24 protein-coding genes are annotated in these 24,506 nt (G+C 70.2%); 12 read left to right on the forward strand and 12 right to left on the reverse strand.

What is annotated here, in order from left to right:
* Positions 1-845: 845 nt before the first annotated feature.
* From rraA to mshB, 5 genes are all read right to left on the reverse strand, one after another.
* Complete coding sequence (gene rraA, locus HCK04_RS38300; RefSeq protein WP_142652422.1) at positions 846-1,328, reverse strand: ribonuclease E activity regulator RraA; 483 nt, start codon at positions 1,326-1,328, stop codon at positions 846-848.
* 30 nt (positions 1,329-1,358) lie between these two features.
* Positions 1,359-2,372, reverse strand: coding sequence for an MBL fold metallo-hydrolase (locus HCK04_RS38305; protein WP_142652423.1), 1,014 nt, complete (start codon positions 2,370-2,372; stop codon positions 1,359-1,361).
* Between the two features lie 89 nt (positions 2,373-2,461).
* Positions 2,462-2,896, reverse strand: a complete 435-nt coding sequence (locus HCK04_RS38310) for a hypothetical protein (protein WP_142652424.1) — start codon at positions 2,894-2,896, stop codon at positions 2,462-2,464.
* A gap of 48 nt (positions 2,897-2,944) precedes the next feature.
* Positions 2,945-3,379, reverse strand: a complete 435-nt coding sequence (locus tag HCK04_RS38315; protein ID WP_142652425.1) for a DUF6113 family protein — start codon at positions 3,377-3,379, stop codon at positions 2,945-2,947.
* A gap of 22 nt (positions 3,380-3,401) precedes the next feature.
* Positions 3,402-4,307, reverse strand: coding sequence for an N-acetyl-1-D-myo-inositol-2-amino-2-deoxy-alpha-D-glucopyranoside deacetylase (gene mshB, locus HCK04_RS38320; RefSeq protein WP_142652426.1), 906 nt, complete (start codon positions 4,305-4,307; stop codon positions 3,402-3,404).
* A gap of 42 nt (positions 4,308-4,349) precedes the next feature.
* On the opposite strand from mshB, the gene HCK04_RS38325 reads away from it, so the two are divergent.
* Complete coding sequence (locus HCK04_RS38325; protein WP_142652427.1) at positions 4,350-6,398, forward strand: DPP IV N-terminal domain-containing protein; 2,049 nt, start codon at positions 4,350-4,352, stop codon at positions 6,396-6,398.
* A gap of 5 nt (positions 6,399-6,403) precedes the next feature.
* On the opposite strand, the gene HCK04_RS38330 is transcribed toward HCK04_RS38325, so the two are convergent.
* Positions 6,404-8,152: an ABC transporter ATP-binding protein gene (locus tag HCK04_RS38330; RefSeq protein WP_142652428.1), complete on the reverse strand. Its 1,749-nt coding sequence runs from the start codon at positions 8,150-8,152 to the stop codon at positions 6,404-6,406.
* Positions 8,153-8,154: 2 nt separating this feature from the next.
* The gene (locus tag HCK04_RS38335) at positions 8,155-9,849 is read right to left on the reverse strand and encodes an ABC transporter ATP-binding protein (RefSeq protein ID WP_142652429.1); all 1,695 of its coding nucleotides are present in this window, start codon (positions 9,847-9,849) and stop codon (positions 8,155-8,157) included.
* 112 nt (positions 9,850-9,961) lie between these two features.
* Here HCK04_RS38335 and HCK04_RS38340 point away from each other — a divergent pair, with 112 nt between their 5' ends.
* Positions 9,962-10,195 carry a hypothetical protein gene (locus HCK04_RS38340; RefSeq protein ID WP_030507490.1) on the forward strand — a complete coding sequence of 78 codons (234 nt, stop codon included), beginning with the start codon at positions 9,962-9,964 and terminating at the stop codon, positions 10,193-10,195.
* Complete coding sequence (locus HCK04_RS38345; RefSeq protein WP_142652430.1) at positions 10,196-10,753, forward strand: Clp protease N-terminal domain-containing protein; 558 nt, start codon at positions 10,196-10,198, stop codon at positions 10,751-10,753.
* A gap of 42 nt (positions 10,754-10,795) precedes the next feature.
* Here HCK04_RS38345 and HCK04_RS38350 read toward each other — a convergent pair whose 3' ends face one another.
* From HCK04_RS38350 to HCK04_RS38370, 5 genes are all read right to left on the reverse strand, one after another.
* Positions 10,796-11,170, reverse strand: coding sequence for an STAS domain-containing protein (locus HCK04_RS38350; protein WP_142652431.1), 375 nt, complete (start codon positions 11,168-11,170; stop codon positions 10,796-10,798).
* Between the two features lie 105 nt (positions 11,171-11,275).
* On the reverse strand, positions 11,276-11,695 hold the full coding sequence (locus HCK04_RS38355) for an STAS domain-containing protein (RefSeq protein ID WP_142652432.1): 420 nt from the start codon (positions 11,693-11,695) through the stop codon (positions 11,276-11,278).
* Positions 11,696-11,808: 113 nt separating this feature from the next.
* On the reverse strand, positions 11,809-12,549 hold the full coding sequence (locus HCK04_RS38360) for a succinate dehydrogenase/fumarate reductase iron-sulfur subunit (RefSeq protein ID WP_142652433.1): 741 nt from the start codon (positions 12,547-12,549) through the stop codon (positions 11,809-11,811).
* Positions 12,546-14,468 carry a fumarate reductase/succinate dehydrogenase flavoprotein subunit gene (locus HCK04_RS38365; protein WP_142652442.1) on the reverse strand — a complete coding sequence of 641 codons (1,923 nt, stop codon included), beginning with the start codon at positions 14,466-14,468 and terminating at the stop codon, positions 12,546-12,548. Before HCK04_RS38365 ends, HCK04_RS38360 begins: the two co-directional genes overlap by 4 nt.
* 53 nt (positions 14,469-14,521) lie before the next feature.
* Entirely contained in the window at positions 14,522-15,301 is a 780-nt protein-coding gene (locus HCK04_RS38370; RefSeq protein WP_312845795.1) for a succinate dehydrogenase cytochrome b subunit, read from the reverse strand.
* A gap of 198 nt (positions 15,302-15,499) precedes the next feature.
* Here HCK04_RS38370 and HCK04_RS38375 point away from each other — a divergent pair, with 198 nt between their 5' ends.
* From HCK04_RS38375 to HCK04_RS38415, 9 genes are all read left to right on the forward strand, one after another.
* Positions 15,500-16,426 (forward strand): LysR substrate-binding domain-containing protein, encoded by a 927-nt coding sequence (locus HCK04_RS38375; protein ID WP_142652434.1) that lies wholly within the window; start codon positions 15,500-15,502, stop codon positions 16,424-16,426.
* A gap of 103 nt (positions 16,427-16,529) precedes the next feature.
* Entirely contained in the window at positions 16,530-17,696 is a 1,167-nt protein-coding gene (locus tag HCK04_RS38380) for a fused response regulator/phosphatase (RefSeq protein WP_142652435.1), read from the forward strand.
* Positions 17,693-19,264, forward strand: coding sequence for a sensor histidine kinase (locus tag HCK04_RS38385; RefSeq protein ID WP_205831225.1), 1,572 nt, complete (start codon positions 17,693-17,695; stop codon positions 19,262-19,264). The genes HCK04_RS38380 and HCK04_RS38385 overlap by 4 nt, the downstream gene beginning before the upstream one ends.
* On the forward strand, positions 19,257-19,694 hold the full coding sequence (locus tag HCK04_RS38390) for a response regulator (RefSeq protein ID WP_142652436.1): 438 nt from the start codon (positions 19,257-19,259) through the stop codon (positions 19,692-19,694). Before HCK04_RS38385 ends, HCK04_RS38390 begins: the two co-directional genes overlap by 8 nt.
* A 147-nt stretch (positions 19,695-19,841) precedes the next feature.
* The gene (locus tag HCK04_RS38395) at positions 19,842-20,645 is read left to right on the forward strand and encodes a hypothetical protein (RefSeq protein WP_142652437.1); all 804 of its coding nucleotides are present in this window, start codon (positions 19,842-19,844) and stop codon (positions 20,643-20,645) included.
* 9 nt (positions 20,646-20,654) lie between these two features.
* Positions 20,655-22,541 (forward strand): fumarate reductase/succinate dehydrogenase flavoprotein subunit, encoded by a 1,887-nt coding sequence (locus HCK04_RS38400; RefSeq protein WP_142652438.1) that lies wholly within the window; start codon positions 20,655-20,657, stop codon positions 22,539-22,541.
* Positions 22,541-23,293: a succinate dehydrogenase/fumarate reductase iron-sulfur subunit gene (locus HCK04_RS38405; RefSeq protein WP_142652439.1), complete on the forward strand. Its 753-nt coding sequence runs from the start codon at positions 22,541-22,543 to the stop codon at positions 23,291-23,293. Before HCK04_RS38400 ends, HCK04_RS38405 begins: the two co-directional genes overlap by 1 nt.
* Before the next feature lie 146 nt (positions 23,294-23,439).
* On the forward strand, positions 23,440-23,943 hold the full coding sequence (locus tag HCK04_RS38410; protein WP_142652440.1) for an ATP-binding protein: 504 nt from the start codon (positions 23,440-23,442) through the stop codon (positions 23,941-23,943).
* An 8-nt stretch (positions 23,944-23,951) separates the two neighbouring features.
* Positions 23,952-24,506, forward strand: a 555-nt coding sequence (locus HCK04_RS38415) for a DUF262 domain-containing protein (protein ID WP_142652441.1), incomplete at its 3' end; no start/stop codon positions are given.

Raw genomic sequence — 24,506 nt, forward strand, 5'->3', positions numbered from 1 at the left:
CCTCACGGACCTGAAACTCCTCGGTCCGGCCTGCCAGTTCCACAACCGCGACCGCTACCAGCACCCCGACCGCTACACCCGCCGCCAAGTAGGCGAAGACCGCTGGGCCTTCACCTACCACCGCCTCGGAAGAACCCCACGACTACACGAGTAAGGCCGAAGGCACGGGGGTGAGCGATGCGCAGGGCAGGCCCGGGCTGACGCGCGGACAGGCCCGCACGGCTGCCGGAGTGAGGCGGGAGACAGGAGGGTGGGCGACGCACAGGCCGGCCCGGGCGACGCACGGACAGGCACCGGAGGCTGCGGGCGTGAGGCGAGAGGCACAGCGGACGACGCACAGTGCAGGGCCGCGCGGCTACGGGAAGGAGACGGCAGGCACAGAGGAACCGGGCGCGGCAGGCAGGCCCAGGCAACGCGCGGGCAGGCCAGGGCGCCGCCCAGGCAGGTCCGGGCGGACGCGCGGGCAGGCCCCGGAGGCTGAGGGCGTGAGGGCGGAGGCGCGGAGGCACAGTGGGCAACGCACAGGCAAGCCCAGGCGACGCGCGGACAGGCCGGGCGGCTGCGTGCGTGACCACCCGAACCGAGGACCGAGGACCGAGGACCGAGGACCGACATGAGGATCGACGGGAGGCACGAGGCGAGGGCCGCCGGTGTGCTGTGCTCACGTCATAGTCCTCCGTGCACTGGGCTCTGCGGTTCTCACAGGGGCTTCACGGTGCTCGCAAGGTTTCACAGTGCGACCCGGCGGCACAGTGCGGCACAGCCCGGCGGCACAGTGCGGCCCGGCGGCACAGTGCGGCCTTGCGGCACAACGCGGCGCGGCGGCATGGGCAGCCGCCGGGGAGTCAGACGTCGAGGCGGTGGTCGCTGACCAGGATGCCGTCCTCGTCGCTGTAGAGCCATGCACCCGGGGCGAAGGTCACATCACCGAAGCTGACGGGGACGTCGATCTGCCCCTGGCCGGCCTTGGCGCTCTTGCGCGGGTTGGCCCCGAGCGCCTTGATACCGAGATCGAGCCCGGCCAGGGCAACCGTGTCCCGCACCGCACCGTTGATCACCACGCCCGCCCAGCCGTTCGCCACCGCCGAAGTCGCGATCACGTCACCGAGCAGCGCCGTACGCAGCGATCCGCCGCCGTCGACCACCAGCACCCGGCCCTCAGCCGGTGTCGCGAGCACCTGTTTGACGAGCGCGTTGTCCTCCAGGCAGCGGATGGTGGAGATCCGGCCGGAGAACCGCGCGCGTGAGCCGTACGAACGGAACTGGGTGACACAACTGCGCAGCGCGTCACCATGGGCGTCGTAGAGATCGGCGGTCGCGAAGCTCATGGCCGCATTGTTCCCCAGGCAACCGTCGCGTCAGGGCAGCGTACGGCTCTCGCCTACGGCGAGGTCCCACAGGTCGGCGGGATCGAGGCCGCGTGACTCCCATACGGCGCGGGCCTCGCGCAGGGGCTCCAGCAGCGGCTCGCCCGACAGGACGAACGTGCCCCAGTGCATGGTGGCCATCCGCCGCGCGCCGACGTCGAGGCAGCCCTGCACGGCCTCGGCGGGATCGACGTGGGAGACCTTCATGAACCACCGCGGCTCGTAGGCGCCGACCGGCATCAGGGCGAGGTCGATGCCCGGGTAACGCTCGCCGATCTGGGCGAACCGCTCCCCGTAGGCCGTGTCACCGGCGAAGTAGACCCGATGCTCGGGGGAGGTGAGCACCCATCCGCCCCACAGTGTGCGGCAGGTGTCCCAGAGCGTACGGCGGCTCCAGTGGTGCGCCGGGACGAAGTCGAAGGTCACATCGCCGATGCGGGCCGACTCCCACCAGTCCAGTTCGGTCACGTTGCGGAAGCCGCGCCGCCGGAACCAGCCGCCGAGTCTGGCGGGCGCGAAGACGGCCGTGTCCCGTGGGAGGCGGCGGATCGTCGGCGCGTCCAGGTGGTCGTAGTGGTTGTGGCTGATCACGACCGCGTCGATCGTGGGCAGATCGGACCAGGCGACGCCGGGAGGGGTGAGCCGCTGGCGTACGCCGGGGATCTTGCGGGACCACACCGGGTCGGTCAGCACGGTGAGCCCGCCGATCTGGAGAACGAACGTCGCATGGCCGACCCAGGTCGCCACGGTCTCGGTGGCGGCGGCGCGGGGCAGGCCGACGCGGTGGACGGGAATCTGGTCGCTGTCACCGATGTCGGGCCGGAGCTGGCCGTGCCACATGACGCTGGTGACCTCGCGGAAGTCCGGAAGAGGGGCGGTCAGCCTGTCGGCGAAACCGGACGGCCACCGGCGGGGCCCGGCCGGCCGGACGACCGGCGCCTTCGGAACGGGAGAAACGGGGATTTCTGGGGCCTCAGCACTTTCCGAGTGAATCGTCTGCGACATGGGGAACTCCCTTCCGTTCTCCATGATCCCCGCAGGGCCGAAAGTATTCCTCCTACGACCGGTCGATAACGGCCGGCTTCGCTCCGTCCTCAGGAGGAACGGGACCTCCGCCGCCTCGTCCACCAGGGACGCACCCGGGGATAGCCGCCGTCGTCCAGGCCTGCCATCCGCTCGAAGAGGTTCCACGAGGCCGGATGACCGCAGACGGCGTACGAGACGGCCGAGGCGAGCACGTACAGCACGAGCATGGGCAGGCCGACGCAGAACGCGTACTGGGTGGCGTGGCGGGACTCGTGGTCGAGCAGGCAGCCGGTGAGATAGCCCTCGCCGTGCTTCGTCAGGACGACGTTTCCCACCGTGAACGCCCCGGCGACGGGGAACGGGATGCGGTAGCCGTGCGCGTAGACGAGGCCCCGCTGTCCCCTGCGGGTGCGGGCTCCGCCGATCCGCGCGATCAGCAGCCCGAGGGGCGTGGAGAGGTTGACGTAGTTGATGACCTGCCGGAACCGGTGCGACCGCCGCATGTCCTCAGCATCCGCGACCGGTCCCGCCCGGACAAGCTACTCGGCAAGCTACGGGCGGCCGTACGCCTTGAGCAGCCACGAGCCGGTGGAGCGGGTGACGACCACGGCCGCCGCGACGGCGACGGCGCCGCCGTAGAGGTACCAGTAGCCGGCCGAGTTGCCGGCGATGGCGAGGTCGCCGGCCCGCTGCGGCGTGGCCAGCAGGAACGACGCGAGGAGCCAGCCGACGGCGGGGACGAGCGCGCCCAGCTTGCCGCCCATCAGCCTGCCCATCGCGTACGGCACGGCGAACAGGGCGGCCAGCCAGCCGATCGCGGCGACGGGCACCTCCCCGGCGTACCACGCGTGCTGGAAGCCCCCGATGACACCGAGCACCACACCCAGCAGGAAGAGCACGCCGTAGGCCGCACCCGTCACGACCCCGGCCAGCGGGCCGGGGACGTTCTCGGCGGGTTCGACGCCGATGTGCGTCTCCTGGGTCATACCGCCCAACTTATCCGATATCTCAACCGATGCCGGCGAACAGGTCGGTCTCGCGGTTGTACGGCTCGCCGAGGCCGCCGACCTCGGGCGGCGCGCCGATGCCGGGCTTGCCGGGGACCCCGGCCCGCAGGATGTAGTGCTCGACCCCGAGGACCTCCTGGCCGACGTTGTTCGACAGCGCGAACCACGGCGCGTCCACGGCGATCTGCGTCGCGTGCGCCCGCATCGCGTCGATCTTGGCCTCCACGTAGGGCCGGGCGTCGATCTCCGTCGTCACGAGGTCGTCGGCGCACCCCGGCATGTCGTCGATCGACTCCGGCACCCAGAAGTCGACGTCGGCCTCGCGCATGGTCTCGATGGTCCGCCGCAGCACCGATCTCGGCATGGCGGTGAGGTAGAACTTGGCGATCCGCCACGGCTCCCCGCCGGGGAACTCGGGGTCGGCGGCCAGTTCGAAGGCCCGCCAGGAGACACGGTGCGCCTGGATGTGGTCGGGATGGCCGTAGAAGCCGTTCTCGTCGTAGGTGACGAGGACCTGGGGCCTGACCTCGCGGATCACCTTGACCAGCTCGCCCGCGGCCTCGTCGATGTCGGCCCGCCAGAAGCAGCCGGGGCGGTCGTTGGTCGCCGCGCCCATCATGCCCGAGTCGCGCCAGCGGCCGGCACCGCCGAGGAACCGGTGATCGGTTACGCCGAGCGCCTTGCACGCGGCGGCCAGCTCGCCGATGCGGTGCTGACCGAGGGTGTCGTCCCTGTCCGCCGCGAGGTGCGCGAGCTCCGGGGGGATGACCTCGCCTTCCTCGCCCAGCGTGCAGGTCACGAGCGTCACGTGCGCGCCCTCGGCGACGTACTTGGCCATGGTCGCGCCGGTGCCGATCGTCTCGTCGTCGGGGTGGGCGTGCACGAGCAGCAAGCGACGGTCAGTCATGCCTCCGAGGGTAGTGCCCTCGTACTGGCAGTATGAGGAGCTATGACGGAGAGCTTCCCACGCCTGCATGCCAGGACCAGGCGTTTCACCCTCGGGGTGCCGCGCAACTTCACGATCTCTCCCGACGGAGGTCGGGTGATCTTCCTCAGGACGAGGTCGGGCACCGATCCGGTGACCTGCCTGTGGGAGCTGGACGTCGCGTCCGGAGCCGAGCGGCTCGTCGTCGATCCCCTCGCCCTCGGCGCGGCCGACGAGGACCTTCCGCCGGAGGAGCGCGCCCGCCGCGAGCGGTCGCGGGAGTCGGCGGGCGGCGTGGTGGCGTACGCCACGGACCGGGAGGTCCGGCGGGCCGTCTTCGCGCTGTCTGGCGACCTCTACCTCGCCGACCTCGCCTCGGGCGAGGCGCGGCGACTCCCGGCGGCCGGGCCGGTCATCGACCCCCGCATCGACCCCACCGGCGCGCGGGTGGCGTACGTCACGGGCGGCGCCCTGCACGTGCTGGACGTCGGCACCGGCGCCGACACCTCGCTCGCCGAGCCGGAGAACGACCTGATCACCTACGGCCTGGCGGAGTTCATCGCGGCCGAGGAGATGGACCGGATGCGCGGCTACTGGTGGTCGCCCTCCGGCGACCGCCTGCTCGTGGCCCGCGTGGACGAGTCGCCGGTGGCCCTGTGGCACATCGCCGACCCGGCCAACCCCGACCGGCAGCCCGTCCAGCAGCGCTACCCCGCCGCCGGCACGGCCAACGCCGAGGTCACGCTGCACGTCATCGGCCTGGACGGCGCGCGTACGGCGGTGCCGTTCGAGCAGGAGTATCTGGTGACGGCGGCCTGGGACGGGCACGGCCTCGCGATCGTCACGCTCTCGCGGGACCAGCGGACCATGCGCCTGCTGTCGGCCGACCCGGACACGGGCGAGACTACGCTCCTGCGCGAGGACACCGATCCGGCCTGGGTGGACATCGTCCCCGGCGTCCCGGCCCGCCTGTCGGACGGCACGCTCGTCTGGGTGGCCGACTCGGACGGCGGCCACCGCCTGGTGGTCGGCGACAAGCCGGTCACGCCGCCGTCCCTGCAGGTCCGCGCGGTGCTGGACGTGGACGGCGACACCGTGCTCTTCTCCGCGAGCGGCGAGCCCACCGAGATCCACCTGTGGACCTACACGGCGGGCACGCTCAGCCCGGTGACCACCGAGCCGGGCGTCCACTCCGGCCGCCGGGCGGGCGGCGTGACGCTCGTCGCGCGGCAGAGCCTCGACACCGAGGGCATGACGGTGACCGTGGGCGCGAGTGCTGTCAGATCTTTGGCCGAGCGCCCCGGCCTGGAGCCGCGTGTGTCGCTCGTACGGGCGGGCGAGCGCGAGCTGTCCACGGCGGTCCTGCTGCCCTCGTGGCACGTGCCCGGCTCGGGCCCGCTGCCCGTCCTCATGGACCCGTACGGCGGCCCGCACGCCCAGCGGGTGCTGTCGGCCCGGCGGATGTTCCTGGAGTCCCAGTGGTGGGCCGAGCAGGGCTTCGCGGTGATCGTGGCCGACGGGCGGGGCACGCCGGGACGCGGCCCTGCCTTCGAGCGGGAGATGCTGCACGACTTCACGATGTCGCTGCAGGACCAGGTGGACGCCCTCCAGGGCGTGGCGGCCCTGCACCCGGGCGACCTCGACCTGTCGCGGGTGGCGATCCGGGGTTGGTCGTTCGGCGGCTATCTCTCCGCCCTGGCCGTGCTGCGCCGCCCCGACGTGTTCCACGCCGCCGTCGCGGGGGCGCCGGTCACCGACTGGCGGCTGTACGACACCTGCTACACCGAGCGCTACCTGGGCCATCCTGACGAGGGGCACTACGAGAGGTCGTCCCTCCTCGGCGATGCCGAGAAGCTGGAGCGCCCGCTGCTGCTGATCCACGGCCTGGCCGACGACAACGTGGTCGCCGCGCACACGCTGCGGCTGTCGTCGGCTCTGCTCGCGGCAGGCCGCCCGCACACCGTGCTCCCGCTGTCGGGCGTCACCCACATGACGCCGCAGGAGGTCGTCGCGGAGAACCTGCTGCTCCTGCAGCTCGACTTCCTGAAGAAGTCGCTGAACATCACCGGCTGACGGGTCTACCGGGCGGTGCCGTGCCAGCTGTCCCACAGCGCGGCATAGGCGCCGCCCGCCGCCACCAGCTCGTCATGGGAGCCCAGCTCGCTGACCCGGCCGTCCTCCACCACGGCCACCCGGTCGGCGTCGTGCGCCGTGTAGAGCCGGTGCGCGATGGCGATCACCGTACGGCCGTCGAGCACGGCCGCGAGCGACCGCTCCAGGTGGCGGGCGGCCCGCGGGTCGATCAGCGAGGTGGCCTCGTCCAGCACGAGCGTGTGCGGGTCGGCCAGCACCAGCCGGGCGAGCGCGAGCTGCTGCGCCTGCGCCGGGGAGATCGCCGTGCCGCCGGAGCCGACGGCCGAGTCCAGGCCCTCCGGCAGCGCGGCCACCCAATCCCAGGCGTCCACGGCCTCCAGCGCTCGGCGCATCTCGGCGTCCGAGGCGCCGGGCCTGGCGATCAGGAGGTTGTCGCGGAGCGTCCCCCGGAACACGTGGTGCTCCTGGGTGACCAGGGCGACGTGCCCGCGCAGCTCGTCGAGCGGCAGCTCGACCAGCGGCACCCCGCCGACCGTGACCGACCCGCTCCCCGGCGCGTGCACCCCGGCGATGAGGCGGCCCAACGTCGACTTGCCCGCCCCCGAGGGCCCGACCATGGCCAGGCGCTCCCCCGGGCGTACGTCGAGGTCGATGCCGTGCAGCACGTCGTGGCCCTCGCGGTAGGCGTACCGCACGCCGCTGACCTTCAGCTCCTCCCCCACCGGCCGGGCGTCGCCCGCGACGCGGTCGTCGGGCACGTTGGCCACGCCCAGCAGCCGGGCCATCGAGGCCCCGCCGACCTGGAGCTCGTCCACCCACGACAGCAGCCGGTCGAGCGGGTCGATGAGCTGCTGCACGTAGAGCGTGGCGGTGGTCACCTGGGCCACCGTCACCCAGCCCTCGATGGACAGCAGCCCGCCGACGAGCAGGGTCGCCACGACCGGGATGACATAGCCGAACTCGACCGCGGGGAACCACACCATGCGCAGGCCCAGGGTGTAGCGCTCGGCGGCGAACGACCGGGCGATGTCCCGGTCCGTACGGGCCCGGCGGCGGGCCTCCAGCCCGAGCGCCTCGATCGTGCGCGCGCCCTCGACGGTCTCGGCCAGGCCCTCGGTCATGTCGGCGTACGCCGCGTTCTCCCGCAGGTAGCCGTCCCTGGCGCGGTTGAGGTACCACCGGGTGGCGCCCCACAGCAGCGGCACGGCGACCAGCGACGGCACCGCCATCACGGGCCCGACGAGGATCACCGCGCCGACGACGAAGGCGCCGGTCACGACCGCGATCAGGGTCTCGGGCACGGCCTGCCGCACGCTGCGCGACAGCGCGTCCACGTCCCTGGACGTACGGGTGATGAGGTCGCCGGACCCGGCCCGCTCGACGGTCGACAGCGGCAGCGCGAGCACCCGGCCGACGAAGTCCTCCCTCAGCTCGGCCAGCACCTTCTCGCCCAGCCGCGACGAGGCGTACACCGCGAACCTGGTCAGCACGGCCTGCGCGGCCACGAAGGCGGCGATGGCCAGGGCGACGGTGTCCACGTGCAGGTCGGCGCGGCCCTTGGCCAGGCCGTCCACCAGGTCGCCGAGCATGCGGGGCGCGACGAGCCCGGCGATCGCCGCGAGCGCGTGCAGGGCGAGCGCGAGACCGAGCTCGCGCGGGTATTTCAGCGTCAGCCGCCGCGCGTAGGCGCGCACCTGCGCCCGGTCGGCGACCGGCAGGATCTCGCGGGCCATGCTCAGCCTTCCCCTCTGGTGACGGTCGCGCGATAGCCGGGCGCGCCGTCGAGCAGCTCCCGGTGGGTGCCCTCGGCCCGCACCACGCCGCCCTCGACGTACAGCACGTGGTCGGCCCGGTCGAGCACGAGCGGGCTGGTCGTGCAGACCAGGGTCGTCCGGCCCGCCCGCGCCTTGCCCAGCCGTCCGGCGACGCGCGCCTCCGTGTGCGCGTCGACGGCGCTGGTGGGCTCGACCAGGATCAGGATCTCCGCGTCGGCGAGCAGCGCCCGGGTCAGCCGCAGCCGCTGCTGCTGGCCACCGGAGAACTCGCGGCCCGACTCGGCCACGTGCGCGTCCAGGCCCTCGGGCAGCGCCGCCACGATGTCCTCGGCGCACGAGGCGTGCAGCGCCTGGCGGACGTCCTCGTCGGTGGCCGTGCCCCGCACGTCGAGCTCGTCGCGCAACCGTCCGGTGAACACCCGCGCGCCGTTGTCGGCCACCAGGATGTGCCGCCTGACCTCGGTGAGCGGCAGCTCCGCCAGCGGCGTGCCGCCGAGCGTGACGTCGCCGGGGGCGAACCTGCCCAGGCGGTCGGCGATGGCGATGGCGTCCTCCGGCGCGGCCGCCGCGAGCGCGGTGAGCCGGCCGGGGCGGACCTCGACGCCCGACTCGCCGTCGCGGAGCACCCCGTCGCCCACACGGAAGCGGCCGTCGCCACCGGTGATCTCGGGCTCCAGCGACAGGATGCGGCAGACGCGGCGCGCCGCCACGTGCCCCTTCGTCAGCTTGTCGGCGGCCTCGGTCAGCGTGCGCAGCGGCGCGATCAGGAAGACCGCGTAGCCGTAGAACGCGACGAGCTGACCGGGGGTGATGCGGCCCTCCAGCGCGAAGTGCGCGCCGAGCCAGGTCACGCACGCGATCAGCACGCCGGGCAGCAGGACCTGGGCGCCCTCCAGCAGGGACTCCACCGAGGCCACCCGCACGCCCGCCTGCCGTACGCGCTGCGACTCCTCGCGGTAGCGGGCGGCGAAGACCTGCTCGCCGCCGATGCCGCGCAGCACCCGCAGGCCGGCCACGATGTCGGCGGCCCGGGTGGCCAGGTCGCCCTGCAGGTCGCGCTGGGCGTGCTGGCGCCGGTGCAGCGGCTTGAGCAGGGGACCCACCGCGGCCGCCATCAGCGGCACCCCGATCAGCACGACCAGGCCGAGCGGCGCCGAGGTGGCGATGAGGATCACGGTCACCGCGACGACGGCGACGGCCGCGCCGATGCCCCGCAGGAGGATGTCCATGGCGTTTCCGATATGCGCGATGTCGGAGTTGCCCACGCTGACGACCTCGCCCGTCGAGAGGCGTTTCGGCAGCGTCGCCCCGAGCCGGGTCGCCTGCCGTACGGTCACCTGCACGGTGCGGTAGGCCGCCGACAGCCAGGTGACGACGGCGAAGCGGTGACGCAGGACCCCGGTGACCGCCTGGAGCACGCCGAGACCGAGGACCACCGCCGACCACCTGATCAGCGTGTCCGCGTCCCGCTGGGCCATCGCGTCGATCGCCTTGCCCAGGGCCGCGGGCACGAGTGCCTGCCCCAGCCACCACAGCACCGCCAGGCCGACTCCGGCCAGCATCGTAGAGCCCTGGCCGCGTGCCACCCACCACAGGTAGCGCAGCGGCCCGCGGGCGTCGGGAGTGCCGGGATCGGCCACAGGAAGAGTGCGCATGGTCGTTCCAGGCTCGCAAACACGCAGGTCGCGGGGCAAACCGTTTTACCTGCACGAACCAGTGCGTCAACCAAGGTTGACAGATCGGCGGCTGTCAACCTATGTTGACGGCATGAGCGATACGGCACAACTGGCGAGCGACGCCGGCAGCCGCGATCCGGCCGTCGGTCTGCGGGCCGTACGGGCCCTGCGGCTCCTGGTGGAACGGCTCGAAGCGCTGCAGGTGGAGAACGCCCGCAACGCCGGGTGGTCCTGGCAGGACATCGCGCTCCTGCTCGGGGTGTCCCGGCAGGCGGTGCATAAGAAGTACGCCGGCGGGCGAGGACTGCTGAGACGGGAGAAGTAGATGCTGGAAAGGTTCACCAACGACGCCCGGCAGATCGTCGTACACGCCGAGGAGCAGGCCAGGGAGCTCCGGCACGGACAGGTGGGCACAGAACACCTGCTGCTCGGCCTGCTGAGCCGCCCCGAGACGCTGTCGGCCCGGCTCCTCACGGCCCGCGGGATCACCTACGAACGGGCGAGAGCGGAGATCGTGCGGATCCTCGGCGACGCCACGGGCGGGGACATCGACGCCGAGGCCCTGGAGTCGATCGGAATCGACCTGTCGGCCGTCCGGGAGAAGATCGAGGAGGTGTTCGGCGTCGGGGCCCTCGACCGGGAGCCGCGCCGCGACCGCCGGGGGGCTCTCCTCAGCGGGCGCCGGGCCCCGTTCAGCCCACGGGCCAAGAAGACGCTCGAACTCGCGCTGCGCGAGGCCATCGCGCTCAAGAGCAAGGACATCCGCGACGGCCACGTCCTCCTCGGCATCATCCGGGAGGGCGAGGGCCTGGGCGTACGGATCCTGACCGGCGCCGGGATCGACCTGTCCGAGCTGCGGACGGAGGTCAGGAGCGCGCTCTGACCCGCTTCAGCCGCGCCCGTCGGCCCGTGCCCGAGAGCATTGTCAGTCGTCCAGCGACGCCAGGGCGTCCTCGACGGTCTCGTGGACGGGGAACGCGGCGTGCAGCCCGGTCACCGTGAGGATCCGCAGGAGAACGCCCCGGACCCCGGCGAGCTTCAGGAACCCGCCCGCCTCCACGGCGTGGTCGTGCGTCTCCAGCAACAGCCGCAGGCCCATGGAGTCGCAGAAGGTCAGCCCGGAGGCGTCCACGACCAGCCGGGCGGCGCCCTCGTCCGGCAGCGCGCCGGGCAACTCACCGAACACCTTGCCGAAGACGGTGCGCAGCCGCTCGCCGGAGATCACGTCGAGCTCGCCGGTCAGGGTGACGAGCGTGTGCGTCGCCTCGTGGCTCACCGTGACGCCAAGTCTCGTCGTCATCGCCTGCCTTCGTCCCGGAAGATCCTCCGCCCGGAAGATCTGCACAGAAGATCTACACAGAAGTTACACCTCCGGCCCCCCTCGCAGGCAGAGGGAGGCAGGCGCTCAACGGCCGCCGGCGGTCTCGAACAACCCGCCGGAATCGGAGTCCGAACCTCCGTCCGTGGCTTGGACGAGCGCCTCCGCGAGAGTCGGGTGCTGCTCGAACACGTTGCGCAGGCCGGTGATCGTCAGCACCCGGCGCAGCACGCCCTGCACGCCGCTCAGCATGAACCGGACGTTCAGGGCCTGGCCGCGCTGCAACGCGGAGATCAGCTCGCTGAGCCCGCGCGAGTCGCAGAACCCCAGCTCGGCGACGTCGAGCACGATGACGGACGTCCCAGGCGACTTCCAGAGCCCGTCCAGCTCGTCATGGAGCAGGTGAACCGTGCCGGCGTCGAGGTCGCCTTCCACCCGCACGACGACGGCCGCGCCGTGGACTGTGGACGCGACCTTCAAGGTGGAACGTGGACCGGTCACGGACATGCTCACTCCCTCGCCTGCGCAGACACGGCAGGCGTGTTACGCCAACACAAAGCACACGTTACCCAGGAGGTGAGGTCATTATGTTCCGGCCGACCGGCCCACATCCCCTTCCGCTACTTGGAAGCCGCCTTGAGGTAGTCGGCGTTCATCCGGGCGATGGTGTCGAACGGGATGCCCTTCGGGCACACCGCCGTGCACTCGCCGGTGTTGGTGCAGCCGCCGAAGCCCTCGGCGTCCATCTGCTCGACCATCGCCCGGGCACGCGACTCGCGCTCCGGCTGGCCCTGCGGCAGCAGGCTCAGGTGCGTGATCTTCGCCGCGGTGAACAGCGACGCCGAGCCGTTCGGGCAGGCCGCGACGCAGGCGCCGCAGCCGATGCAGGTCGCGGCGTCGAAGGCGGCGTCGGCGTCGGCCTTGGGCACCGGCACGGAGTGCGCCTCCGGGGCGGACCCGGTGGGCACGGAGACGAAGCCGCCCGCCTGGATGATCCGGTCGAACGCCGACCTGTCCACGACGAGGTCCTTGACCACCGGGAACGCCGCGGCCCGCCACGGCTCGATCGTGATGGTGTCGCCGTCCTTGAAGTGCCGCATGTGCAGCTGGCAGGTCGTGGTGAGCTTCTGCTCGCCGTGCGCGACGCCGTTGATGACCATGCCGCACATGCCGCAGATGCCCTCGCGGCAGTCGTGGTCGAAGGCGACCGGGTCGTCGCCCTCCAGGATCAGCCGCTCGTTGAGGACGTCGAGCATCTCCAGGAACGACATGTCAGGCGAGACGTCGTCGACCCGGTAGGTCACCATCCGTCCCTTGTCCGACGCGCCGTTCTGCCGCCAGATCTTCAGGGTCAGGTTCACTTGTAGCTCCGCTGGGTCATCTTGACGTACTCGTAGTTCAGCTCTTCCTTGTGCAGGACCGGACCCTCGGGCGTCCACTCCCACGCCGCGACGTAGGCGAAGTTCTCGTCGTCGCGCAGCGCCTCGCCGTCCGCGTCCTGCGACTCGGCCCGGAAGTGACCGCCGCACGACTCCGTGCGGTGCAGCGCGTCGATGCACATCAGCTCGGCGAGCTCGAAGAAGTCGGCCACCCGGCCGGCGCGTTCGAGCGCCTGGTTGAGCCCCTCGGCGTCGCCCGGCACCTTGACGTTGTTCCAGAACTCCTCGCGCAGCTCGGGAATGCGCTCCAGCGCCTTGCGCAGCGACTCCTCGGTGCGCTCCATGCCGCAGTAGTCCCACATGATGCGGCCGAGCTCGCGGTGGAAGGAGTCGGCGGTGCGGTTGCCGTTGACGGACAGCAGCTTGTCGATCTTGTCCTGGACGGCCTTCCTGGCCTCCGTGATGTCGTCCTCCTCGACCGGACCGAACGAGCCGGCCCCGGCGAGGTAGTCGCCGATCGTCGTCGGCAGCACGAAGTAGCCGTCCGCCAGGCCCTGCATGAGGGCCGAGGCGCCCAGGCGGTTCGCGCCGTGGTCGGAGAAGTTGGCCTCGCCGATCACGAACAGCCCGGGGATGGTGGACTGCAGGTCGTAGTCCACCCACAGCCCGCCCATCGTGTAGTGGACGGCCGGGTAGATGCGCATCGGCACCTCGTACGGGTTCTCGCCCGTGATGCGCTCGTACATCTCGAAGAGGTTGCCGTACTTCTTCTCGACGGCCTCGCGGCCCATCCGCTTGATGGCGTCGGCGAAGTCGAGGTAGACGCCGAGCCCGCCGGGGCCGACGCCGCGGCCCTCGTCGCAGACGTTCTTGGCGGCGCGGCTGGCGATGTCACGCGGCACGAGGTTGCCGAACGCCGGGTAGATGCGCTCCAGGTAGTAGTCGCGCTCGTCCTCGGGGATGTCGCCCGGCGCGCGGTTGTCGCCCTTGCGCTTGGGCACCCAGACGCGGCCGTCGTTGCGCAGCGACTCCGACATCAGCGTCAGCTTCGACTGGTGGTCGCCGCTCTGCGGGATGCAGGTCGGATGAATCTGCGTGTAGCAGGGGTTGCCGAAGTACGCGCCCTTCTTGTGCGCCCGCCAGATCGCCGTGGTGTTGCAGCCCTTGGCGTTGGTGGACAGGTAGAACACGTTGCCGTAGCCGCCGCTGGCGAGCACGACCGCGTCGGCGAGGTGGGTCTCGATCTCACCGGTGACCATGTCGCGGACCACGATGCCCCGGGCCCGGCCGCCGCTGACGATGAGCTCCAGCATCTCGTGGCGGGTGAAGACCTCGACGTTCCCCGCCGCGACCTGCCGCTCCAGCGCCTGGTAGGCGCCGAGCAGGAGCTGCTGGCCCGTCTGGCCGCGGGCGTAGAAGGTGCGCGACACCTGGGTGCCGCCGAACGACCGGGTGTCGAGCAGGCCGCCGTACTCGCGGGCGAACGGCACGCCCTGCGCCACGGCCTGGTCGATGATGTTCACGCTGACCTGGGCGAGGCGGTAGACGTTGGACTCGCGGGCGCGGTAGTCGCCGCCCTTCACGGTGTCGTAGAACAGCCGGTAGACGCTGTCGCCGTCGCCGCGGTAGTTCTTGGCGGCGTTGATGCCGCCCTGCGCGGCGATGGAGTGGGCACGCCGGGGCGAGTCCTGGTAGCAGAACGACTTGACCTTGTAGCCCAGCTCGCCGAGCGTGGCCGCGGCGGAGCCGCCGGCCAGGCCGGTGCCGACGACGATGACGGTCAGCTTGCGCTTGTTGACCGGGTTGACCAGCTTGGCCTGGAAGCGGCGCTTGTCCCAGCGGTCCTCGATGGGACCATCCGGCGCCTTGGTGTCCTGGATGGGCTCCCCCACCCGATACATCCCGGGGAGGCTCACGTTCTCCTCCTCCTGCTGCTGCGCGCGGCGACGGAACTTCACTTGACCACTCCGATCAGAATGCAGACGGGCGCCGAGATGAACCCGATCACCAGCACGGCGGAGACCGCGACGGCGGTCTTCTGCAGCATGCTGCGGACGCGGGGACGGCGGGTCAGGCCGAGCGTCTGGAACGCGCTCCACAGGCCGTGGCGCAGATGGAAGCCGACCATCACCATGGCGACGAGGTAGAACACCGCCACCCACCAGCGGTCGGGCTGGAAGCCGGCGATCATGCGGGCGTACGGCGTGGCGTCGCCGCCCTCGGGGTTCACCGTGCCGAAGGTCATGTCCAGCAGGTGCCAGATCACGAACAGCACGATGATCACGCCGCCCCACCGCATGGTGTGCGTGGCATACCCGTTGGCCTGCGACTTCCGCTTGGCCGCGTACTTCACGGGCCGTGCCTTGGCCGCCCGGCGGGCGAGCGACACCGCCGCCCACATGTGCAGCACGACGCAGACCACGAGCACGATCTCGGTGATCGTCAGCAGCGTCCGGTTCGGCAGCGCGGGCGAGCCCACGGTGCGCAACCATTCGGCATAGTGGTTGAAGGAGTCGGCGCCCAAGAAGATCTTGAGGTTGCCCAGCATGTGGGCGATCAGGAAGAGCACGAGAACGGCGCCCGTGACGGCCATGACGGCCTTCCTGCCGGCCGAGGTGCCGAGCAGGCCACGACGGGCGGGTGTGCGGGGGGAACTATGCGTTGGGACCGGCGCGGTCGCCGAACCGCGATCCGCGGAACCGGAGTCCACAGAGTGGTCAACAGTGGCAGTCACGGCTCCACACGCTAGGTTTGCACTGTTTAGACGTCCAAGTCATGAGAGGTCTGGTTTCGATAGCCCCCGGCTATGCGCTCTGCCCCACCGCCATCCCAGAGGCGAAGGTCCCGAGGATGTGCGACGAAATTCACACCCGACGGCCACAGGTGGGGGCGCATGAAGTCGTCTTCGGCGATAGCCCTAGGCTATTGAGGTGTGCAGCTCCAGCAACTGGCCTACTTCACGGCCGTGGCCGAGACGCGGCACTTCACCCAGGCCGCGGAGCGGATGCGGGTCGCCCAGCCGTCGCTGAGCAAACAGATCAAGAGCCTTGAGACCGAGCTGGGCGCGCCTCTGTTCAGCCGGGCCCGGGGCAACGTCACGCTCACCGCGGCGGGTGAGGCGCTGCTCCCGCTCGCGCGCCGCATGCTCGCCGACGCCGAGACCGCGCGGCGCGAGGTCGCCGAGCTGGCCGGGCTGCGACGTGGACGGGTGCGTCTCGGCGCGACCCCGTCGCTGTGCGCCGGGCTGCTGGCCGACGTGCTGGCCCGCTTCCACCGCGACTATCCCGGCGTGGAGCTGAAAGTCGAGGAGGGCGGGTCGCGCGACCTCGTCCGCGACCTCGCCCGCGGCCAGCTCGACCTGGCGCTGATCATCCTGCCGCTGCAGAGCAGCGACCCCTCCCTGGTGACCCAGGAGATCCTGAGCGAGAACCTCGTCGTGGCCTCCGCCTCGCCCCGGGGGCGCAGGCCGTACATGCGGATCGAGGACCTGCGCGGACGGCCCATGGTCATGTTCCGCCGGGGCTACGACGTGCGCGAGGCGACGCTGGCGGCCTGCCGGCAGGCGGGGTTCGAGCCGCGCTTCGCGGTCGAGGGCGGGGAGATGGACGCGGTGCTGCGGTTCGTCGAGGCGGGGCTGGGCATCGCGGTGGTGCCCTCGATGGTGCTGGAGAACCGGCCGAGGCTGACGGGCACCCCGCTGCTGCCCGGGCTGCGCCGTACGGTCGCCCTCGCGCACCGCAAGGATGTGGAGCCGACCCGGGCCGCGCAGGCCTTCCGCGCCGCGCTGTTGTCGTTCCTCCGCGAGGCCGCACGTGATGGAACGCTTCCTCAGGGAATAGAGGCGCTCGTTGACGTTTGAGCCCTGACGTTGACGTGTGAGCCCTGCCCGAGCGGTTTCCAGACGATAGGTTTGTGCGAACGATGCTGCACGACGCTGCTGCCGATGCTGACGAGAGGCGTTCGTGACCCCCCTCTCCCCTGATCTGCCCGATCCGCTCACCCTCCTGCTCATCGAGGACGACGCCGGCGACGCGTTTCTCGTCGAGGAGCTGCTGGCGAGCGCCGACAGGCCGCCGAAGATCACCTGGGCGCGGACCCTCGCCGAGGGGCGGGCGCGGCTCACCGACGACGTGCAGTGCGTGCTCGTCGATCTCTCCCTTCCCGACGCGTCGGGGCTGGAGGCATTGCAGCAGGTCCTCGCCATGGCCACGGACACGGCGGTGCTCGTCCTCACCGGGCTCGGGGACGCGCACGTCGGCATCGAGGCGGTCGCCGCCGGAGCGCAGGACTTCCTCGTCAAGCAGGACGTGGACGCCCGGCTGCTGATCCGCGCCATCCGCTACGCCATCGAGCGCAAGCGCGCCGACCTCGCCATGCGTGAGCTTCTGCAGGAACGCATCGTCAGCAAGGAGAACTCCCGGCTCGAACGCGGCCTGCTGCCCGTCCCGCTGCTCGACCCCGCGCTCCTGCACCACCAGGCCCGCTATCTTCCCGGGCGTGCGGGCGGGCTGCTCGCGGGCGACTTCTGGGACACGGTGCAGACGCCCGACGGCGCGGTGCACGTGCTGATCGGCGACGTGTGCGGGCACGGTCCCGACGAGGCCGCCCTCGGCACGGCGCTGCGCATCGCCTGGCGCACGCTGGTCCTGGCCGGGCAGACCGGCAACGACGTGCTGCGCACGCTCGACACGCTGCTGCGGCACGAGCGCAAGTCGCCGGAGATCTTCACCACGATGTGCACCGCGGCCATCGCCCCCGACCTGACCACCGCCCGCCTGCACGTGATCGGACACCCGCCGCCGCTGCTGCTGCGCGACGGCGAGCTCGGCGTGGTCACCGAGACGCCGTCGGGCCCGCCGCTCGGGATCTTCCCGGGCATCGAGTGGACGTCCATCGACGTCACCCTGGGCGACCGGTGGTCTCTGCTGCTCTACACCGACGGCCTGATCGAGGCCACGGTCGGGGAGAACCGCGACCTGCTCGGCACCGAGGGGCTCGCCAACCTGATCCGCGCCGCGGACGGAATCGACCTCGACCGCATCATCGCCAGCCTCGACGGCGCCATGCACGACGACGTCGCGGCCGTCCTCGTGTCCCGGGGTGACGGCTCGCGGGGTGACGGCGCGTGAGCTCGCCGGCCCCCCTGCCTCCGCTCACGCCGTCCGCCCGGGGCTCGCGCCTGCCGGTCGGCCGATGGTTCGTGCTCGCCGGAGCCGGCGTCCTGACCATATTCATGATCGCGGTCGCCGCCATCCTGCTCGCGCTATCCACGACGCACGAGGCCCGGGAGACCCTCGTCGACGCGGTGGACCCCGCCGCCCTGCAGACGCTGCGCATCGCCCGTGCGGTGCAGGCGCAGGAGGGCGCGATCCGCGGATACGGGCTCACCGGCGAGCAGCAGTATCTCGACGCCTACCGCCAGGGGGTCGCCGAGGAGCGCGCCGCGACCGGCGAGATCGCCAGGCTCGCCCCCCGGCTGCCCGAGGGGTACGGCGTGCGCCGCCAGATCCGCGCGATCGACGACGCCACGACCGCCTGGCGGCGCGACTACGCCGAGCCCGTGGTCACGCGGACCCTCAAGAGCGGCCCCGGCTCGCTCACCGACCTGGCCAGGAACAACCTCCAGCGCTTCTCCGCGGTCAGGAGCGCGCTCGACACGCAGCAGGCCCTGCTCGGGCGGCTGCACGACGTCGCCAGAGACCGGCTCTACTCCGGCTGGAACACCATCTATACAGCGGTCGCGGCGCTGGCCGGCGCGATGGTGCTGGCGATCGTGTTCTGCGCGCTGATCGTGCGCCGCACGGTCACGGGCCCGATCGCGCGGCTGACCCGGCAGGTCCGGGCGGTGGCGGCGGGCGACTTCGACCACGAGCTCGGGGTCGAGCGCCCGGCCGAGCTGTGGGAGCTGTCGGGTCACGTCGACGGCATGCGCCGCCGGATCATGACCGAGTGGCGGTCGGCAGCCGAGGCCCGCCAGCAGCTCGCCGAGCAGGCCGAGGAGCTCAGGCGCTCCAACCGCGAGCTGGAGCAGTTCGCCTACGTGGCCAGCCACGACCTCCAGGAGCCGCTGCGCAAGGTGGCGAGCTTCACCCAGATGCTTGAGCAGCGTTACGCCGACCGGCTCGACGACCGTGCCCGGCAGTACATCGCCTTCGCCGTGGACGGCGCCCGCCGCATGCAGTTGCTGATCAACGACCTGCTCGACTTCTCGCGGGTGGGCCGGGTCGGCGGCGAACGCGCGGAGATGGACACGGGCGACGCCCTGGCCGCCGCCCTGCGCAACCTCGACGCCCGGCTCTCGGAGACCGGCGCGACGGTCACCCACGACGACCTGCCGACGGTCGTCGGCAACCGCACGCTGCTGACCCAGCTCTTCCAGAACCTCGTCAGCAACGCGCTCAAGTTCCGCTCCGAGGAGCCTCCCCGCGTCCACATCGGCGTACGGCGGGACGGCGACATGTGGGAGTTCGCCTGCTCGGACAACGGGATCGGCGTCGAGGCGAAATACGCCGACCGCATCTTCCTGATCTTCCAGCGGCTGCACCCGAGGGACGTCTATCCCGGGACGGGCATCGGACTGGCCCTGTGCCGAAAAATCGTCGAATATCATGGCGGCCGGATCTGGCTGGACACGAGCGAAGGCGCCGGAGCCACGTTCCGCTGGACCCTGCCGGCCATAGGAGATCCCGATGACTGAATTCCGCCCGATCGAGGTTCTCCTGGTCGAGGACGACCCGGGCGACGTCCTGCTCTGCCAGGAGGCGTTCTCCTACAACAAGGTCGGCAACACCCTCCACGTGGTCAACGACGGCGAGCAGGCGCTGGCCTTCCTGCGCGGCGAGGGGACGTACGGCTCGGCGCCCCGGCCCGATCTCGTGCTGCTCGACCTCAACCTGCCTCGCGTGAACGGCTTCGAGGTGCTGGAGGAGGTCAAGAGGGACCCCGCGTTGCGCACCATCCCCGTTGTGATCCTCACCACATCGGAGGCCGAGCAGGATATCCTGCGGGGATACAACTTGCACGCAAACGCGTACATCACCAAACCAGTGGATTTCGACCAGTTCACCCGGGTAGTACGGCAGATCGATGAATTCTTCGTGACCGTGGTCAAACTGCCGAGGAAGTGACCGAGATCACATGGAGGAGGAGTGACGCTCCTCACACTTCATGATGTGCTCGTCGTAATGTGTGCCCCACCAAATACGCGCACGGCCTGAGCAGTACGGCGCGGTCGCTCCGGCGTGCGCGGAGTCAGTGAGGGTGGAAGGTCTCCGATGACCCAGACAACGGCCGAGAGCGCGACAAGGAAACAACGCGCGCAGATCAGGGTGCGCACTCTTCGCACCGACCGATGGTGGCTGGCTCCGGCGCTCACGTTCGCCGGGCTCTTCTTGTTCTTGATTTATGGCTTCTGGGCGATGTTCGACCTGAGCGTGCTGGCCGGATCGTACATCGCCCCCTTCTCGTCGCCCTGTCTGGCGGCGGCGACCTGCCCGGAGGGGGCCCGGTTGTTCGGGTTCGCTCCGTTCGGCGACTGGTACACCCTGCCGCCGGGACTGCTGATCCTCGCCTTCCCCGGCGGGTTCCGGTTCACGTGCTACTACTACCGCAAGTCGTACTACCGCTCGTGGTGGCTGTCGCCGCCGGCCTGCGCCGTGGCCGAGCCGCACAGCAAGTACACCGGCGAGACGCGCCTGCCGCTGATCCTGCAGAACGTCCACCGCTACTTCTTCTACGTGGCCGCGGTCATCGGTCTGATCCTGACGTACGACGCGGTGCTGTCGTTCCGCGACGAGAACGGCAACTGGGGACACGTCGGTCTCGGCTCGATCATCCTCGTCGTGAACGCCGTGCTGGTCCTTTGCTACACGTTCGGCTGCCACTCGTGCCGACACATCACCGCCGGGCGCCTGAACCACTTCTCGAAGCACCCGCTGCGCTACAAGATGTGGACCCTGATCTCCAAGCTCAACGCCAGGCACCAGCAGTTCGCCTGGGCGTCCATGGCCTCGATCGTGATCGCCGACCTGTACGTCCGGCTCGTGGCCAAGGGCGTCATCAACTTCCCGTTCGCATAAGGATTTCAAGTGGAGCGTCACGAATACGACGTCGTCGTCATCGGAGCCGGTGGAGCGGGCCTCCGCGCGGCGATCGAGGCGCGGCAGCAGGGCAAGCGGACGGCGATCGTCTGCAAGTCGTTGTTCGGCAAGGCCCACACGGTCATGGCCGAGGGCGGCGCCGCGGCCGCGATGGGCAACGTCAACCCGAGCGACAACTGGATGGTGCACTTCCGCGACACCATGCGCGGAGGCAAGTTCCTCAACAACTGGCGCATGGCGGAGCTGCACGCCAAGGAGGCCCCGGACCGCGTCTGGGAGCTGGAGGCCTGGGGCGCGCTGTTCGACCGCACCAAGGACGGGAAGATCAGCCAGCGCAACTTCGGCGGCCACGAATACCCGCGCCTCGCCCACGTCGGCGACCGCACCGGCCTGGAGCTGATCCGCACCCTCCAGCAGCGCGTCGTCGCCCTGCAGCAGGAGGACGAGAAGCTGCACGGCGACCCCGAGGCGTACATCAAGGTCTTCGCCGAGTGCACGATCACCCGGCTGCTGAAGGACGGAGACGCCATCTCGGGGGCCTTCGGCTACTGGCGCGAGACGGGCGACTTCATCGTCTTCGACGCCCCCGCCGTGGTGCTGGCCACCGGCGGCATCGGCAAGTCGTACGTCGTCACGTCGAACTCCTGGGAGTACACCGGTGACGGTCACGCGCTGGCCCTGCTCGCCGGCGCGAAGCTCATCAACATGGAGTTCATCCAGTTCCACCCGACGGGCATGGTCTGGCCCCCGTCGGTGCGCGGCATCCTGGTGACCGAGTCGGTGCGCGGCGACGGCGGCGTCCTGCGCAACTCCGAGGGCCGCCGCTTCATGTTCGACTACATCCCGGACGTGTTCAAGGACAAGTACGCCACGACCGAGGAGGAGGCGGACCGCTGGTACAACGACCAGGCCAACAACCGGCGTCCGCCGGAGCTGCTGCCCCGTGACGAGGTGGCCAGGGCGATCAACGCCGAGGTGAAGGCCGGGCGCGGCTCACCGCAGGGCGGCGTGTTCCTCGACGTGTCCACCCGCCTGCCCGCCGCCGAGATCATCAGGCGGCTGCCGTCGATGCACCACCAGTTCAAGGAGCTGGCGGACGTCGACATCACCAAGGAGCCCATGCAGGTCGGCCCGACCTGCCACTACATCATGGGCGGCGTCGAGGTGGACGCCGACACCGGCGCGGCGTCGGTTCCCGGCCTGTTCGCGGCCGGCGAGGTCTCCGGCGGCATGCACGGCTCCAACCGGCTCGGCGGCAACTCGCTGTCCGACCTGCTGGTGTTCGGCCGCCGCGCCGGCGCGGGAGCCGCGGCGTACGTGGACGGGCTGGCCAGGCGGCCGGCCGTGACCGGGATCGACGAGGCCAAGGCCGAGGCCCTGGCACCCCTGGAGCGGACCGGCGGGGAGAACCCGTACGAGGTCCACCACGAACTGCAGCGCACGATGAACGACCTGGTCGGCATCATCCGCAAGTCCGAGGAGATCAGCGAGGCCCTCCAGGTCATCGAGAAGCTCAAGGAGCGGGCCAAGAACACCGCCTCCTCGGGCAGCCGCATCTACAACCCCGGCTGGCACCTCGCGATCGACCTGCGCAACATGCTGCTGGTCAGCGAGTGCGTGGCGAAGGCCGCGCTGCTGCGGGAGGAGAGCCGCGGCGGTCACACCCGCGACGACTACCCCGGCATGTCGGCCGAGTGGCGGCGCAAGCTGCTGGTCTGCTCCGCGAATCCGGACGGCACGTCCATCACGGTCGAGGAGAAGATCCAGCCGTCCATGCGGGGCGACCTCATCAGCCTGTTCGAGCGCTCCGAGCTGGAGAAGTACCTCACCGAGGAAGAGCTGGCGGAATACGACGCCGCGGTCAAGGAGTCGTGATGGGATACAAGGCGAAGTTCCGCATCTGGCGCGGTGAGGGCGGCGAGGGCCGTCTGGAGGACTTCACGGTCGAGGTGAACGAGGGCGAGGTCGTCCTCGACATCATCCACCGGCTCCAGGCCACGCAGGCCCCCGACCTCGCGGTCCGCTGGAACTGCAAGGCCGGCAAGTGCGGCTCGTGCTCGATGGAGATCAACGGCAAGCCGCGCCTGGGATGCATGACCCGGATGTCCACCTTCGAGGAGAACGAGACCATCACGGTCACGCCACTGCGGACGTTCCCCGTCATCAAGGACCTGGTGACGGACGTGTCGTTCAACTACCAGAAGGCCCGCGAGATCCCGTCGTTCACGCCGCCCGCCGACGTGAAGCCGGGCGAGTATCGCATGCAGCAGATCGACGTCGAGCGCTCGCAGGAGTTCCGCAAGTGCATCGAGTGCTTCATGTGCCAGAACGTCTGCCACGTGATCCGCGACCATGAGGAGAACAAGGCGAACTTCGCCGGTCCGCGCTACCTCATGCGGATCGCCGAGCTCGACATGCACCCGTACGACGTGGCGGACCGCAAGGAGTCGGCGCAGGATGAGCACGGCCTGGGCTACTGCAACATCACCAAGTGCTGCACCGAGGTCTGCCCCGAGCACATCAAAATCACCGACAACGCGCTGATCCCGATGAAGGAGCGCGTGGTCGACCGGAAGTACGACCCGCTGGTCTGGCTGGGCTCGAAGATCTTCAAGCGGCAGCGCTGAGATCCTGCAGGAAAGGCGCCGATCGGTCCCTCCGATCGGCGCCTTTCGTTTTGCTTACAGGTCATCGAGATGCGGACTAGCGTTGGCTCATACCGCTGATCAGCTTTACCGTCGAAAACTACCGATGTTTTGCGAAGCCACAGAAAGTGGAGCTGCGACCGATCACCGTGGTGCTCGGAAGAAACAATTCCGGAAAGAGTGCACTTGTCCGGACACCGCTCCTCTTGCAGGCGGGCATCCGTACGACGTCCCGCTCGCCCTTCGACCTCGATCAGCTGGGCGACGAGGCACCTGACTTCCGCCACTTGGTGTACGGCAGTCGGCCTCACGGCAGCATCCGGCTCGGACTGGAGTTCGCCAGCGGGCCAGCCGACGACGCACGGAGCGTCGATGTCACCGTGCAGAACATCGACGAGTGGCAGGACCAGGTCGTCAGGCAATTGACCGTCACATCGGGTTCCGCCACAACGACATTGACCTGGTTGGACGAGTACGAGCTCGAAGTCAACCTCGCCGACGCGGGCACCGGAGAGCTGATGGAACGCGCTGCGGCAGACGGCCGGCTGACGCAGTCCGACTTCGAGAAGCTCGGCGAGGGCATCGCCACTGAACTACGCCAGCTTCTCACCATGCTTCAACGAATCATCTAGGGGATGCCGTGCCAGACCGTGACGGGAAGCTCAGATCCGTCCCGGAGAGATGGGAACTGGAGGCGTTGATCGAGAAAGTCGCGAGCGGTGCTATCCGTGTGCCGTTGTTCAGCCGCCCCTTCGTCTGGCGTCCACGGCAGATGACCGCTCTCTTCGAGAGCATTGAGGACGGGTATCCCATCGGCAGCCTGGTCCTGTGGGAGCCTGCCGATGAGGTGGAGAGCATGAATGAGATTGGCGGGATTCCGATACCGCCGCCACCACCCGGCCTGCCGATCTGCTACGTGCTCGACGGACACCAGCGCCTGGCGACCCTTTTCGGCTGTCTGCGTGCTCCCGCGTCCGCACAGGCTTCCGCCGATGCCTGGATGTGGCGGATATACCGTGTTCTTGGCCTTCGACTATCCCGTGAAAGCCGCTATAGGCACTCGGGCCCGGTCGAGGCTCCTCCGCATTGGCTGCCACTCAGATCGGTGCTCAGGACGAAGGATTTCCTCTCCTACCAGCGCGTCCTTACCGGCATTGCGCGGGGGGAGGAACTTGAGGAGCTTCTCCACGAGGCG

This window comes from Microbispora sp. CL1-1, assembly GCF_012034195.1.
Classification (GTDB): Bacteria; Actinomycetota; Actinomycetes; order Streptosporangiales; family Streptosporangiaceae; genus Microbispora.

Bases quoted from the DNA above. Each gene is read 5' to 3' on its own strand.
- HCK04_RS38330 (WP_142652428.1), bottom strand. From the start codon at position 8,152: ATGGCCCGCGAGATCCTGCCGGTCGCCGACCGGGCGCAGGTGCGCGCC.
- HCK04_RS38325 (WP_142652427.1), top strand. From the start codon at position 4,350: ATGACGGAGAGCTTCCCACGCCTGCATGCCAGGACCAGGCGTTTCACC.
- HCK04_RS38405 (WP_142652439.1), top strand. From the start codon at position 22,541: ATGGGATACAAGGCGAAGTTCCGCATCTGGCGCGGTGAGGGCGGCGAG.
- mshB (WP_142652426.1), bottom strand. From the start codon at position 4,307: ATGACTGACCGTCGCTTGCTGCTCGTGCACGCCCACCCCGACGACGAG.
- HCK04_RS38315 (WP_142652425.1), bottom strand. From the start codon at position 3,379: ATGACCCAGGAGACGCACATCGGCGTCGAACCCGCCGAGAACGTCCCC.
- HCK04_RS38395 (WP_142652437.1), top strand. From the start codon at position 19,842: ATGACCCAGACAACGGCCGAGAGCGCGACAAGGAAACAACGCGCGCAG.
- HCK04_RS38365 (WP_142652442.1), bottom strand. From the start codon at position 14,468: ATGTATCGGGTGGGGGAGCCCATCCAGGACACCAAGGCGCCGGATGGT.
- HCK04_RS38345 (WP_142652430.1), top strand. From the start codon at position 10,196: ATGCTGGAAAGGTTCACCAACGACGCCCGGCAGATCGTCGTACACGCC.
- rraA (WP_142652422.1), bottom strand. From the start codon at position 1,328: ATGAGCTTCGCGACCGCCGATCTCTACGACGCCCATGGTGACGCGCTG.
- HCK04_RS38350 (WP_142652431.1), bottom strand. From the start codon at position 11,170: ATGACGACGAGACTTGGCGTCACGGTGAGCCACGAGGCGACGCACACG.
- HCK04_RS38310 (WP_142652424.1), bottom strand. From the start codon at position 2,896: ATGCGGCGGTCGCACCGGTTCCGGCAGGTCATCAACTACGTCAACCTC.
- HCK04_RS38305 (WP_142652423.1), bottom strand. From the start codon at position 2,372: ATGTCGCAGACGATTCACTCGGAAAGTGCTGAGGCCCCAGAAATCCCC.
- HCK04_RS38355 (WP_142652432.1), bottom strand. From the start codon at position 11,695: ATGTCCGTGACCGGTCCACGTTCCACCTTGAAGGTCGCGTCCACAGTC.
- HCK04_RS38390 (WP_142652436.1), top strand. From the start codon at position 19,257: ATGACTGAATTCCGCCCGATCGAGGTTCTCCTGGTCGAGGACGACCCG.
- HCK04_RS38340 (WP_030507490.1), top strand. From the start codon at position 9,962: ATGAGCGATACGGCACAACTGGCGAGCGACGCCGGCAGCCGCGATCCG.
- HCK04_RS38335 (WP_142652429.1), bottom strand. From the start codon at position 9,849: ATGCGCACTCTTCCTGTGGCCGATCCCGGCACTCCCGACGCCCGCGGG.